The 12,774-nt window shown below is 41.0% G+C and carries 15 protein-coding genes; 1 reads left to right on the top strand and 14 read right to left on the bottom strand.

Annotated features, from left to right (window positions below; all coding sequences use genetic code 11):
* Positions 1-529: 529 nt before the first annotated feature.
* Positions 530-1,657, top strand: coding sequence for a tyrosine-type recombinase/integrase (locus B4W83_RS06050; protein ID WP_000266849.1), 1,128 nt, complete (start codon positions 530-532; stop codon positions 1,655-1,657).
* Between the two features lie 87 nt (positions 1,658-1,744).
* Here B4W83_RS06050 and whiA read toward each other — a convergent pair whose 3' ends face one another.
* From whiA to metA, 14 genes are all read right to left on the bottom strand, one after another.
* Complete coding sequence (gene whiA / locus B4W83_RS06045) at positions 1,745-2,656, bottom strand: DNA-binding protein WhiA (RefSeq protein WP_000011262.1); 912 nt, start codon at positions 2,654-2,656, stop codon at positions 1,745-1,747.
* Positions 2,653-3,630 carry a YvcK family protein gene (locus B4W83_RS06040; RefSeq protein WP_001231075.1) on the bottom strand — a complete coding sequence of 326 codons (978 nt, stop codon included), beginning with the start codon at positions 3,628-3,630 and terminating at the stop codon, positions 2,653-2,655. Before B4W83_RS06040 ends, whiA begins: the two co-directional genes overlap by 4 nt.
* Positions 3,627-4,517, bottom strand: coding sequence for an RNase adapter RapZ (gene rapZ, locus B4W83_RS06035; protein ID WP_000163064.1), 891 nt, complete (start codon positions 4,515-4,517; stop codon positions 3,627-3,629). The genes B4W83_RS06040 and rapZ overlap by 4 nt, the downstream gene beginning before the upstream one ends.
* A gap of 51 nt (positions 4,518-4,568) precedes the next feature.
* Complete coding sequence (locus B4W83_RS06030) at positions 4,569-4,949, bottom strand: RidA family protein (protein WP_001140420.1); 381 nt, start codon at positions 4,947-4,949, stop codon at positions 4,569-4,571.
* A gap of 10 nt (positions 4,950-4,959) precedes the next feature.
* Positions 4,960-5,547, bottom strand: coding sequence for a ribosome biogenesis GTP-binding protein YihA/YsxC (gene yihA, locus B4W83_RS06025; RefSeq protein WP_000405202.1), 588 nt, complete (start codon positions 5,545-5,547; stop codon positions 4,960-4,962).
* 8 nt (positions 5,548-5,555) lie between these two features.
* Positions 5,556-6,788 carry an ATP-dependent Clp protease ATP-binding subunit ClpX gene (gene clpX / locus B4W83_RS06020; RefSeq protein WP_000106340.1) on the bottom strand — a complete coding sequence of 411 codons (1,233 nt, stop codon included), beginning with the start codon at positions 6,786-6,788 and terminating at the stop codon, positions 5,556-5,558.
* Between the two features lie 31 nt (positions 6,789-6,819).
* The gene (locus B4W83_RS12960) at positions 6,820-6,990 is read right to left on the bottom strand and encodes a hypothetical protein (RefSeq protein WP_000442276.1); all 171 of its coding nucleotides are present in this window, start codon (positions 6,988-6,990) and stop codon (positions 6,820-6,822) included.
* The gene (locus B4W83_RS06010; protein ID WP_000162465.1) at positions 6,990-7,496 is read right to left on the bottom strand and encodes a dihydrofolate reductase; all 507 of its coding nucleotides are present in this window, start codon (positions 7,494-7,496) and stop codon (positions 6,990-6,992) included. Before B4W83_RS06010 ends, B4W83_RS12960 begins: the two co-directional genes overlap by 1 nt.
* 129 nt (positions 7,497-7,625) lie before the next feature.
* The gene (locus tag B4W83_RS06005) at positions 7,626-8,144 is read right to left on the bottom strand and encodes a Dps family protein (RefSeq protein WP_000229858.1); all 519 of its coding nucleotides are present in this window, start codon (positions 8,142-8,144) and stop codon (positions 7,626-7,628) included.
* Positions 8,145-8,345: 201 nt separating this feature from the next.
* Positions 8,346-8,516: a hypothetical protein gene (locus B4W83_RS13375; protein ID WP_083022236.1), complete on the bottom strand. Its 171-nt coding sequence runs from the start codon at positions 8,514-8,516 to the stop codon at positions 8,346-8,348.
* A gap of 110 nt (positions 8,517-8,626) precedes the next feature.
* A complete protein-coding gene (gene lytC, locus B4W83_RS05995) occupies positions 8,627-10,117 on the bottom strand; it encodes a choline binding-anchored murein hydrolase LytC (protein WP_007284876.1) in 1,491 nt (496 codons plus the stop codon).
* 37 nt (positions 10,118-10,154) lie between these two features.
* Positions 10,155-10,913 carry a triose-phosphate isomerase gene (tpiA, locus tag B4W83_RS05990; protein WP_000087893.1) on the bottom strand — a complete coding sequence of 253 codons (759 nt, stop codon included), beginning with the start codon at positions 10,911-10,913 and terminating at the stop codon, positions 10,155-10,157.
* 97 nt (positions 10,914-11,010) lie between these two features.
* Positions 11,011-11,688, bottom strand: a complete 678-nt coding sequence (locus tag B4W83_RS05985) for a DnaD domain-containing protein (protein WP_000221595.1) — start codon at positions 11,686-11,688, stop codon at positions 11,011-11,013.
* Between the two features lie 8 nt (positions 11,689-11,696).
* Positions 11,697-12,641 (bottom strand): homoserine O-acetyltransferase MetA, encoded by a 945-nt coding sequence (metA, locus tag B4W83_RS05980; RefSeq protein WP_001122723.1) that lies wholly within the window; start codon positions 12,639-12,641, stop codon positions 11,697-11,699.
* Positions 12,642-12,774: the final 133 nt, after the last annotated feature.

Genomic DNA, 12,774 nt, shown 5'->3' with positions numbered 1-12,774 from the left:
TAATTGTTACTTCCCTTTTTGAGTTATAAATACTTGAAATAAACAAAAACACCCCCATATTCGCCAATAGCAACCTCATCCCATAGGTCTATTGTGCAAAATTGATATTTTTTGAAAATTATATTACAATACAGCTATCAGGAGTTTAGCTCCATAAAGTTTAGGTTTGGATTTTAGATCCATAACGTGATGGTAGCCGTATTTGATACGACTACTTTTCTTTTCATATTCTAGTAAACATAAGTCGTTAAAATAAGTTGACGTTTGACAGAAATTAAAAAAAGAAATACACTAAGAATGTAAAAAAGCCTTGTTCGTCAAGGATAAAATCGTCTGGTGTACTTCTAAGAGGTACACCTTATTTTATTATCTGACGAGCTGCCAACTGTTTCCATTTTGGAAACAACTCAAAAAAATCCCCACACTCGCAAAGTTTGGCGACTCTGAGTGTGAGGATATCCAGTATAGTAAAAGGCATTAAAAGCCCTCTTTACTATACCCATTTTATCAAAAAAGTGAGGTAAATACAATGTGGATGGAAGAACTTCCCAACGGAAAATACAAATTTTTTGAGCGATATAAAGATCCATATACTGAGAAATTAAAAAAAGTTTCAGTCACGATGGAGAAGAAAACTCCCCAGGCAAGAAATCAATCTGCTATCTTGTTGCAAGAGAAGATAAATAAAAAACTCAGCACAAAACAAGTAGAAAGCATTACATTTGAAGAAATCTATAACCTTTTCTATAAATCATGGGCGCAAACAGTAAAGGAATCAACAAAACATAATTGTAAATCAGTTGATAAGAAGATGAAGGAAGTCATACCATCCGATACCATACTTGCTAATCTTGACAGGCGTTTTCTTCAAGAGGCTATTGAAAAAATTATTGAAAGCAACGGATATATTACAGCTAAAAAAGTACGGCATAGGCTCAGAGGTATCTTTAATTACGCCGTTCAATACTCTTACATTGAAAATAACGAGGTCGATTATACTACGATTCCTCAAAAACCAAAGACTTTAGAAGAACTGGAAAAAAAACGTAACAACTTTCTCACCATGCAAGAAATAAAAGCACTTGTCGATGTCCTTAATCGTCGAGAATATCACCAAAAGTACGCTGATATGGTTCTTGTGCTGGCATTAACTGGTATGAGATATGGTGAGTTAACTGCCTTACAACTGAAGAATATAGACTTCGAAAACAACAAAATTGAGATCACAGGTAATTTTGATTCAGTAAACAAAATCAAGACGCTACCAAAGACTACAAATTCAATACGGACAATCAAAGTATCAGAGAGTGTCATAGAAGCTATTCAAAGACAAATAGTACGACTTAGCGAACGTTTCCAGCCATTGTCAAGCGATGATTATATTTTCTGTTTTGAAAAATGGAATCAACCTACAACAATAGCTTGCTTCATACAGATATTAAAAAAATATGGAAAACAGGCTAAAATAGAAAAAAACTTATCTAGCCATATTTTTAGGCATTCTCATATTTCGTTTTTAGCAGAGTCTGGCCTTCCAATAAAATCAATAATGGATCGAGTTGGACACTCAAATGCAAAGATGACTTTGGAAATCTATTCTCATACTACTGAGGATATGGAGGATAAACTGGTCAATAAATTAGATACTATTTTTTAATTCTGCCCCTTTTTTGCCCCTTTTTGATTTCACAACACAACAAAACCCCTTGAAGATATTGATAATTCAAGGGGTTGCTTTATATCGTTATAATTCATCGGCTAATTTATTTATCTTTCTAAGTCTATGGTTGACACCACTTTTGGTCAGAGGGGTGCTGAGGCTATCTGCCAACTGTTGGATAGAGTAGTCTGGGTGCCGAATCCGCAACTGCGCTACTTCCTGCAAATCTACTGGCAAATTTTCTAAGCCCATAATATCTTTGATTTTGCTGATATTGTTGATAGTCTTCATGCTGGCAGAAACTGTCCGAGCAATATTAGCTGTCTCGGCATTATTGGCCCGATTGAGGTCGTTACGGGTTTCTCGTAAAATCTTAACCCGCTCAAAATCATCACGCGCCTGCATGGCTCCGATGACTATCAAGAAGTCCATAATATCTTCGGCACGCTGGAGATAGGTCACAGCACCCTTTTTGCGCTCAAGTACCTTGGCATCCAGTAAAAACTGCTGGAGAAGGGAGGCAATCCCTTGCGCGTGGTCCAGATAAACAGAACTGATTTCCAACTGGTACTTACCTGACTCAGGGTCACGAATGCTGCCATTTGCCAAGAAGGCACCACAGAGATAGGCACGACCTGCTTCCTCATCCGATAAAATCGCCTCATCAATACCTGTTTCCAAACCAAAGAAAGAGTCAGCCAAGTGCAAATCACTTAACAAGTCCTGCACCTTTTCATCAGTAAAGACAGTATAGACCCGATTCTTACGAAGATTACTCCTCTGGTGGTGTCGGATTTCTGATTTGATTTCATAGAAATGGAGAAAGGACTCATAGAGGTGACGAGCCAGTTTGGCATTTTCTGTCACGACAGACAAGGTCAGGCCCGAGGTCGAGAGACCGATGCTACCAGACATCTTGATAATGGCAGATAATTCATGTCGGCTTATATGGTGCTGACCTAGGATTTCTTCTTTTACTGCTACTGTGAAACTCATTTTCTCACCTGTATAATCCGCATCAACTCATCCACGATCAAATCTCCATCGTGAAAGGCACCCCCATTTTCCAGACGAAGGAAGTTGGATGAAATCACACGCGGAACTTGCTTACAAAGACCAGCAAAATCATGTTCCACCTGGACCAAGTATTCATCAAAACGGTTAGAATTCATGTATTCCTGAGGAACTTTTTCGATATTCACCAAGACAGTGTCGATAAAAGGTCGACCAAGGTGACGATGCAAGACTTCCACATGGTCGCTATCTGTAAAGTGTTCCGTCTCCCCACGTTGGGTCATGATATTGCAGACATAGGCGATTTCTGCCTTGGTTTCCAAAAGCGCCTGCCCAATTTCCTTAATCACGATATTAGGTAAAATCGAGGTAAAGAGGGAACCTGGCCCTAGGACAATCATGTCACTTTCAAGAATGGTCTGCACTACTCGACGACTGGCCAGAGGCGTATCATCATTGAGGGTATTGGTCACATAAACATGGTCAATCATGCCTGGATGGTCTGCGATATGACTCTCTCCAGCCACTTCTGTCCCATCTTGAAAGACTGCATGCAAGGTCAAAGGATGGTCACTGGAAGGATAAATCTTCCCAGTTGTATGGAAAAATTTGCTCAGTAACTGCATGGCATTATAGGTCGAACCCTGCATTTCTGACAGGCCAGCTATAATGAGATTACCCAATGGATGACCCGCAAAAGCTCCTGCATCCTCAGAAAAGCGGTACTGAAAGACCTTCTCATAAAACTTAGGCATATCTGACATGGCCACAAGGACATTACGAAGATCACCTGGCGGTGTCAATTGCTGCATATTTTTTCGGAGTTCACCTGATGAACCACCATCATCCGCTACCGTTACGATAGCAGCGATTTCCACATCTTTTTCACGCAGACTTTTAAGAATGACGGGGATCCCAGTCCCTCCACCAATCACCGTTATCTTGGGTTTTCTCATGAACGGTTTACCGTTTCCTTTCTTCGGTCTTTGTCGCGATGCCCTTCATTAACAGGCCAATCCTTAGATAAGTCCTGCGCCAAGCGTTTGGCAAAAGCCACACTACGGTGTTGTCCACCTGTACAACCCATGGCAATGGTCAAAACAGACTTCCCTTCCTTTTGGTAACTTGGCAAAATCGGCTCAATCAAGGCCAATAAATGCTGATAAAAATCTTCTGACTCAGGATGATTCATGACATAGTCATAAACAGGTTCATCCACACCCGTTTGGTTTCTCAGCTCTGGAAGGTAGTAGGGATTTGGCAAAAAGCGCACATCAAAAACCAAGTCTGCATCAATTGGGATTCCATATTTAAAGCCGAAAGACATGACTTCGATACGGAAAGACTGGGCTTGTTCTTGATCTGAAAACTGCTCTGCAATGGTTTTACGTAGCTCACGAGGAGTGAGTTCAGTTGTATCCACCACATTTTGGCTCATATTTTTCAAAGGCGCCAAGAGCTCACGTTCCAGCTTGATTCCATCCAAAATCCGACCATCTGCAGCTAGTGGGTGACTCCGTCTGGTTTCCTTGTAACGCGCGACCAATTCCTTATCAGCTGCATCCAAAAAGAGAATTTTAAAGTCCAGTTCTTCCTTGTTTTCCAACTCATCCAAAACAGTTTGAATCTCCGAGAAGAAAGAACGGCTACGCATATCCACTACCAAGGCCAACTTAGGATCGTCTTCCTTTGTTTCCACCAACTGCAAAAACTTAGGCAAGAGAGCTGGCGGCATATTATCAATAGTAAAATAACCCAAATCCTCAAAGGACTGAATGGCTACAGTTTTGCCTGCACCACTCATTCCTGTCACAATCACCAAGTGAAGTTGTTTCTTTGTCATCTTTTTCTCCTTATATCAAAAGAAGTTTGGCAACACCAAACTTCAACTAGCTTATCCAATCTCTGCGATGACTTCGATTTCGACTTTTACATCACGAGGAAGACGAGCTACCTCTACTGCTGAACGAGCTGGGAATTCCTCTTTAAAGGCCGTTTGGTAAACCTCGTTAAAAGGAACAAAGTCGTTCATATCGCTCAAAAAGCAAGTTGTTTTGACAACATGGTCAAAGTCAGTTCCTGCTTCTGCCAAAATAGCACCGATGTTTTTCAAGACTTGTTCTGTCTGTTCTTGAATCGTTTCTCCAACGATTTCTCCAGTTTCAGGAGAGAGAGGAACTTGACCACTAGCAAACAAAAGGTTGCCAACGATTTTTCCTTGAACATAGGGTCCGATAGCCTTTGGAGCCTTGTCTGTATGTATTGTTTTTGCCATTTTCTTTTCCTCACAATTTTTCTAAGATTGCATCCCAAGCCTCATCCATTCCTGCCTTGCTGACAGATGAAAAGAGGATAAAGTCGTCACTTGGGTCAAAGTTTAATTTCTTTTTGATTGCTGATTCGTGCTTGTTCCATTTACCACGAGGAATCTTGTCCGCCTTGGTCGCAACGATGATAACCGGAATCTCGTAATACTTGAGAAATTCGTACATCTGCACATCATCTGCTGACGGGTCATGACGGAGATCCACCAAACTGACCACTGCACGAAGATTTTCTCGAGTCGTTAGGTACTCCTCAATCATGCGCCCCCACTTTTCACGTTCCTTTTTGGAAACGCGGGCATAGCCATAGCCAGGCACATCCACAAAGCGCATCTTGTCGTCAATGTTAAAGAAGTTGAGCAACTGAGTTTTCCCAGGTTTCCCTGACGTACGAGCCAGATTCTTACGGTTCAGCATGGTATTGATAAAACTAGACTTACCAACATTTGAACGCCCTGCTAGGGCAATCTCTGGCAGTTCATCCTGCGGATAATGAGACTTGTTGGCTGCACTGAGCAAGATTTCAGCATTATGTGTATTGATTTCCATAGTCACCTCTAGGCTGTTTCCAAGATTGGTTTATCCGTTCCATCGACAGCTTCTTTTGTGATGCGAACCAATTTCACATTTTCCTGACTCGGTACTTCAAACATGACATCTAGCATGGTTTCTTCGATGATGGAGCGAAGACCACGCGCCCCTGTCTTCCGTTCGATGGCCTTATTGGCAATCTCTTGAAGAGCTTCGTCGTCAAATTCCAACTCGACATCATCATAAGATAACAAGGTTTGATATTGTTTGACCAAGGCATTTCTTGGCTCTTTCAAGATACGAACCAAGTCATCAATCGTTAATTGCTCAAGGGCTGCAAAGACAGGCAAGCGTCCAATCAACTCTGGAATAATACCGAATTTTTGAATATCTTCTGCGATGATTTCTTGCATGTAAGAGCTGTTTTCATCAATTGCTTTATTATTTTGACCAAAGCCGATAACCTTTTCACCCAGACGTTGTTTGACAATTTCTTCAATACCATCAAAGGCACCACCCACGATGAAGAGGATATTTTTAGTATCCACTTGAATCATTTCTTGTTGCGGATGTTTGCGTCCACCTTGAGGCGGCACGCTAGCAACAGTTCCCTCGATAATCTTGAGAAGGGCTTGTTGCACCCCTTCACCAGAAACATCCCGTGTGATCGATACGTTCTCGCTCTTCTTGGCAATCTTGTCAATTTCATCCACGTAGATAATCCCACGCTCTGCACGCTCGATATTAAAGTCAGCAGCCTGCAAGAGTTTAAGGAGAATATTTTCCACGTCCTCACCCACATAACCAGCCTCAGTAAGAGCTGTCGCATCCGCAATCGCAAAAGGCACATTCAAGCTCTTAGCCAAGGTCTGGGCAAGGAAAGTTTTCCCTGAACCAGTTGGGCCAATCATCAAAATGTTTGACTTCTGCAAATCCACATCTTCTGACTCCTCACGCGTATCGTGGAAGTTGATACGTTTGTAGTGGTTATAAACCGCCACTGCCAAGGCACGCTTGGCACGATCTTGACCGATTACATAGTGGTTCAAGATATGGAGGAGTTCGATTGGTTTTGGCACCTCAGACAAGTCTGCCAAGACTTCCTCAACCAATTCTTCTCGAATGATTTCCTGAGCCAACTCCACGCATTCATTACAAATAAAAGCATTGTTCCCAGCAATTATTTTTTGTACTTCTTCTTGGTTTTTGCCACAAAATGAGCAATAAACCATCATATCATTTTTTCTATTTGTAGACATGATTTCCTTCCATTCTATACTGTCATTCTATCTAAAATAAGGTCATGTAAAAAGCATGAATACTATTGACCAGATTGGTAAAGGCATTTAACCAAAGGAGGATAGAAAGCCCGTAACGCTTTTTACGAAAAGCCTGTGCTCCTGCCAGAAGGCAGATGAAACACAGAAAAGCCGTGAATAAACCAAATAAACTCCGTTCCATTAGACTTCCTTTCTCTTGTGATATTGGATGGTAAAATCATAAGGATTCTTCTCATCTTTGGCGTAGAATTTGCTTGAAACTGTCTCAAAAAGAGATAAGTCAAACTCCTCAGGAAAATAGGTATCTCCCTCCACCCGAGCATGAATGTGAGTGACAATTACTTCATCTAAGTAGGGTTCAAAAGCCTGAAAAATCTGCTTCCCACCGATAATGTAGAGATTCTTTTCTTGAGCCTGATACCAGTCGAGAACAGACTGGACGTCCTGAAAAGTAGCAACCCCATCTATCTTTTCTTCCGTGTTACGTGTCAAAATCAAGGTCTCCCGTTGTGGAAGCAAGCGACGTCCCATCCCATCAAAGGTTACCCGCCCCATCAAGATAGCATGATTCAGAGTTGTTTCCTTGAAATGTTGCAGTTCTGCTGGCAAATGCCAAGGCAGACGATTATCCTTACCAATCACACCCTCTTCATCCTGGGCCCAAATAGCTACGATTTTCTTAGTCATGCTTCCATCCTTTTTACTGATAGTACTATTTTATCAAAAAACTCAAAAAAAGACTGGTTTGGAATAGCTTACAAAATAGAAAAAATCTGTAAGAAATTTCCTACAGATTTATCTATGTTGCCTTGTTTCTTACAAACCAGGTGCTTGTCCAAGTTCTGCGGCAAGCATCCAGATTGTTTTATCCGTTTCATTTTTAGCGTCTGAGAAGATACTATTTGTCACATCATCACCTTCTTCATCAGTAACATCCAAACCTTTTTGGAAAAGTTCTGACAAGTAACGGTAGATAACAAGGACACGTTCCAAACTTTCTTCAACATTGCGGTATTCACCAGCTTCTTCTTCGATTTCACTGTTTTGAAGGAACTCTGTCAAAGTAGAGTATGGTTTACCACCGAGTGTAATCAATCGTTCACTGATTTCATCTAAATGACCATCAAGAGCATCCATGTACTCATCCATTTTTGGATGCCATACCATAAAACCGCGTCCACGCATGTACCAGTGCACTTGATGCAAAGCAACGTGGGCTACGTACAAATCAGCAACAGCTTGATTCAAAACTTCCTTTGTTTTTGCCAATGCTACTGGCGCTGCTTTTGTTAATGTTGCGACATCTTTTGCTGCTTCTTTTTTCAATTCTACCATTGTTTTTACCTCATTCATTATTTTTATGTAACCACTTCTTAATGATTACTACCTTAGTATACTACTAAGGAAAGACAATAGCAAGCCAAATGACCCACATGAGAAAAGTTGCAATAGACTGATAATTTAAGAATTCTTTAGAAGACGAAAAAGAGGTCTGGATGCTTATAGTCAATGGAAATCCATCAGCAAACTAGGAAACTAAACCCAGCTTAACCAAAGTACAAGTTTTGAGGTCGCAGGTAGAACTGACCACGCTGACGTCTCCTTGCCGTAGATATAGTTACTGACTTCATCAGTCTTATCTACAACCTCAAAACAGTGTTTTGAGCAGCCTGCGGCTAGTTTCCTAGTTTGCTCTTTGATTTTCATTGAGTATAAGATTCATTTCCGAGCAAGTTCTTGAATTTACTCGAGGATAAACTATCATAAAACAAAGAAAAAGAGGGTGCTACTATCACATCCCTCTTTCTAATCAGAGCTTAATACCAAACGCTGACATCTACGCGCCCTTGGATTCCTTTCATGTATTCAGAAGAGGTATATTGCCAACCTTTTTCTCCTGAATAATGAGGGTTTTCCCATTCTAAAGCATTGTTATAGGCCGCTACCCAGTTTACATGTTTTAAAATATCTGGGTGTTTTAAACGCGTCTGTAATAAACTACGATAGCTATAGACATACACATTTTGATAACCCGCCTGCTTCATCGTCTCCATGTACTTGTTGATAATCTTAACCCAAGTACCTGTATCATTCGGAGCACGCTTACTTTTATTCACATACTCCCAGTTCTCAACATCATAGTAGATAGGGTAAGACAAGTTCATATTGTATTTCTTCAGAAGTTCAATGGTCTGTTCAGCATCATTCTCAGCATCAGTCTCATTTTCAGCATAGGTATAGAGATAGACGCCATAAGGTATTCCCAGACGGTTTAACTCCTTAATGTTATGCGCCAATTCCTTGTCTTCTTTACCGCTATAACCTAGACGAACAATGACACCATCTACTTCATTTTCATCAATAACCTTTTTCCAATCATTGATACGGCCATTGTGCTCACTAATATCAATAACTTTCTTAGCATGTTCGGTTCCAACTTGTTCTTCTCTATTATTAAAGAAATAGCGTTTACCATCTCTGTGAACCCAGCCGACATTCAAATCTTTCTTTTCTTTGAGCTCACCAGAGGCCGCAAAGATATAGCGAGCGCCATCCATAATCACTTCATCAGTCGCCATGGCACCACTTCCAGTCAAATAGTAGTTGCCTTGCCACTCATTCTGAGCCATATAGCCCCACTTCTTGAAATAGTACCATTTGCCGCCCACTTTTTGCCACTCTTGGTTAGCATAAGTTCCATCGGATTTGAGATAAAAATAAGCAGAATAGGCTGGATCATAAAGCCATTCATTTTGCATCATGGCACCTTGACCGTTCAAGAAATAACTTCCTTGCCATTGGCTTTTAGCCATGTAACCCCACTTCTTGAAGTAGTACCACTTATTTCCAATCAATTGCCATTCTTGATGAGCATAAGCCCCATCTGACTTGAGATAAAACCAACTCTTGTAATTATTATCATAAAGCCACTCGTTTTGAGCCATATAGCCACCTGATTTCAGGTAGTAATTGCCCTGCCACTCATTTTGAGCATAACGACCGTCTGATTTGAGATAAAACCAAGCTTTGTAGTTATTATCAAAAATCCATTCACTTTGAGCTTTAGAACCATCAGCCTTTACATAATAATCTCCATCCCAGTGGGCAGAGACACTGTTTCTCTGTTCATTGCTACTAGTTGATGAAGTTCCTGTTGATAGACTAGATTTTTCTGAAACTGTGCTTCCACTTGTTTCATCTGCCGCAATTCCTGAAACTCTTACGCCAAGTAAGCAAAGGCTTGCTAGCCCTATACATACAAATTTTGTTTTCAATCTTTCCTCTCCTATAAAAAATGGAACAGACATCTGAATGCTGTTCCACCTAGCTTTTGCTACTTACTGATTATTTTACAAAGTCAAGCAAAGCCAAGAAGCTTTCAGCTTCAAGTGACGCACCACCTACAAGGGCACCGTCAACGTCTGGACAAGCCATGTATGAAGCAACGTTCTCAGGTTTAACAGAACCACCGTATTGAACACGAACTTTGTCTGCAACTTCTTGACCAAAGTCAGCAGCTACAACGTCACGAACAACTTTACACATTTTTTGTGCGTCGTCTTGTGAAGCTGATTTACCAGTACCGATAGCCCAGATTGGTTCGTAAGCGATAACTGATGCAGCAACTTGTTCAGCAGTCAATCCAGCCAATGCAGCAGATACTTGAGCACCTACAAATTCAGCAGCTTTACCAGCTTCGTAAGTTTCAAGTGACTCACCACAACAGATGATTGGAAGCATACCGTTTGCAAAGATTGCTTTTGCTTTTTTGTTGATATCTTCGTCAGTTTCATGGAAGTAGTCACGGCGTTCTGAGTGACCGATAACAACGTAGTCAGTACCGATTTCTTTCAAAACTTGTGGGCTTGTTTCACCAGTGAAGGCACCTGCATTTTCAAAGTAGCAGTTTTGAGCAGCAACTTTAAGGTTTGAACCTTTTGCCGCAGCAAGAACTGTTGTCAAATCAAGAGCTGGAGCAGCGATACCTGCTTCAACAAGATCTGATGAAGGAAGTTTTGACGCAACTGCTTCAACGAATGCTTTAGCTTCTTCTGGATTTTTGTTCATTTTCCAGTTACCAGCGATAAATGGTTTACGTGACATTTCACATACCTCTTTTTTCAATTTATTTTCTATTTATTTTATCACAATTAGACACAGCTTGCAAATCTTACTCGGATTTCAAGCCTGCTGACATGGATTAATCCTTCCAGAGATCCATAGCATTTCTGAAATCTGCCGATACCTGTGTCAACTGAGGATTGCTTGCTTCTCTTTCTGCCCGCTTAGCCTCGATTTGAGCCACACTTTTGATACCTTCATGTCGCCAGTTTCTCAAAATCGCCTGGATGTACTTCCAGTTTGGTTTTCCATTCAAAACAGCTTCACGAAGAGCTTCCTTAATCAAGTCAGCACTGGTTCCATCTTCCTTTAGTGTCTTCATCAAATCCTCAATCTCAAAAGGCGTCAACAAGCGTCCCAACTCCTGCTGGAAGGTTTCCACCAAATCCTTAAGATGATTTTGAGGTATCAACTGGTCTGAACTCGAAGCAATAGCTCCAAGCAAGTCATCCAAACGTTCCAAAGCCAAACTAGCATCAAAAAGCAATTCGATTTCGCCATTTAATTCGATAGTACGATACTGGAGAAGTCCCCTCTCCGTCAGATTGGAAATGGACTGGTTGACATCCGAAATTTCCTTGCCAATCCTTTCAGCAATCTGGCTTGGCGACATTTCTTCTAAGCCTGTCGTATTTTGCAAATAGAAAAATTGCCAAACCAGAAAATCGTCGCTAGAAGGAAAGAGTTCCTTAAAATGCAAGAGCAGGGCACTCGGTAAAACCAAGTTCCCTGATTTAAAAGCGTCTAAATATGTCATAATTCCTCTTATAAATACCCAAATGCAGATGCATCATCTTCTATTTTTCTCCAGTCAAAAGGGGTTTCCTGATAGACTGCATAATTTACCCAGTTACTGAAAAAGAGGGCTGCCGATGAAGACCAACAAAGACAAGGCGTCTGATTGACATCATCATCCTTAAAGTAATTTTCTGGAATATGAGGATCTAAACCTGCATCACAATCTCGGAAATACTCTTTTGCCAAGGTATCACGGTCATATTCCAAATGCCCAAAACTATAAATTTCACGCAAATCACGACTAGCCAAAATCGAAACCCCAACCTGAGAACCCTCTGATAAAATCTCGAGATTGGTTTTGTTTAAGACCTCTTCCTTAGAAATCTCCGTGTGCCGAGAATGAGGGGAAACATAGCTATCGTCAAAGCCTCTTAAAAGAAGGTGCCCTTCTTTTAAAGTGTCCTGAGGATAAATACCCGATAACTTACTGTCCATCTGGTATTTTTCCACTCCATAACGCAGATAAAGACCAGCCTGAGCCCCCCAACAGATATAAAGGGTCGAATAGACATGGGTCTTGGACCACTCAAGCACCTGGCTAAATTCCTCCCAATAGTCCACTTCCTCAAATGGTAAATGCTCAACTGGAGCACCCGTGATAATCATCCCATCAAAATACTCGTCCTTAACTTCAGGAAAAGTTTTATAAAAGGTCTCCATGTGCTCTGAACGAGTTGTCTTAGAACGATGGCTCTCCATATAGAGAAAATCAATATCCAGTTGTAGAGGTGTATTGGCCAAATGGCGTAACAACTGGGTCTCTGTGACCATTTTCTGTGGCATGAGATTTAAAATTAAAATCTTCAAGGGACGGATATCTTGGTGGGCTGCACGTTGATCATCCATGACAAAGATATTCTCTGTCCGTAAAATCTCAACAGCTGGTAATTTTTTATCAATTCGAATCGGCATAACCCTCTCCTAACTGTACTCTTTCAGGAATCATTGCATATGTTTGAAACTCTTCGAAAATCTCTTCAAACCGCGTCAACGTTGCCTTGCCGTACGTATATGTTACTGACTTCGTCAGTTCTATCTGCAACCT

It is taken from the genome of Streptococcus pseudopneumoniae ATCC BAA-960 = CCUG 49455, from assembly GCF_002087075.1.
Taxonomy (GTDB): Bacteria; Bacillota; Bacilli; order Lactobacillales; family Streptococcaceae; genus Streptococcus; species Streptococcus pseudopneumoniae.
This window is presented reverse-complemented; position numbering and strand designations above follow the sequence as displayed.

Bases quoted from the DNA above. Each gene is read 5' to 3' on its own strand.
- tpiA (WP_000087893.1), bottom strand. From the start codon at position 10,913: ATGTCACGTAAACCATTTATCGCTGGTAACTGGAAAATGAACAAAAAT.
- B4W83_RS13375 (WP_083022236.1), bottom strand. From the start codon at position 8,516: ATGAAAATCAAAGAGCAAACTAGGAAACTAGCCGCAGGCTGCTCAAAA.
- B4W83_RS06050 (WP_000266849.1), top strand. From the start codon at position 530: ATGTGGATGGAAGAACTTCCCAACGGAAAATACAAATTTTTTGAGCGA.
- rapZ (WP_000163064.1), bottom strand. From the start codon at position 4,517: ATGACAAAGAAACAACTTCACTTGGTGATTGTGACAGGAATGAGTGGT.
- clpX (WP_000106340.1), bottom strand. From the start codon at position 6,788: ATGTCTACAAATAGAAAAAATGATATGATGGTTTATTGCTCATTTTGT.
- lytC (WP_007284876.1), bottom strand. From the start codon at position 10,117: ATGTCTGTTCCATTTTTTATAGGAGAGGAAAGATTGAAAACAAAATTT.
- B4W83_RS12960 (WP_000442276.1), bottom strand. From the start codon at position 6,990: ATGGAACGGAGTTTATTTGGTTTATTCACGGCTTTTCTGTGTTTCATC.
- B4W83_RS06040 (WP_001231075.1), bottom strand. From the start codon at position 3,630: ATGAGAAAACCCAAGATAACGGTGATTGGTGGAGGGACTGGGATCCCC.
- B4W83_RS05985 (WP_000221595.1), bottom strand. From the start codon at position 11,688: ATGACATATTTAGACGCTTTTAAATCAGGGAACTTGGTTTTACCGAGT.
- B4W83_RS06005 (WP_000229858.1), bottom strand. From the start codon at position 8,144: ATGGTAGAATTGAAAAAAGAAGCAGCAAAAGATGTCGCAACATTAACA.
- metA (WP_001122723.1), bottom strand. From the start codon at position 12,641: ATGCCGATTCGAATTGATAAAAAATTACCAGCTGTTGAGATTTTACGG.
- whiA (WP_000011262.1), bottom strand. From the start codon at position 2,656: ATGAGTTTCACAGTAGCAGTAAAAGAAGAAATCCTAGGTCAGCACCAT.
- yihA (WP_000405202.1), bottom strand. From the start codon at position 5,547: ATGGAAATCAATACACATAATGCTGAAATCTTGCTCAGTGCAGCCAAC.
- B4W83_RS06010 (WP_000162465.1), bottom strand. From the start codon at position 7,496: ATGACTAAGAAAATCGTAGCTATTTGGGCCCAGGATGAAGAGGGTGTG.
- B4W83_RS06030 (WP_001140420.1), bottom strand. From the start codon at position 4,949: ATGGCAAAAACAATACATACAGACAAGGCTCCAAAGGCTATCGGACCC.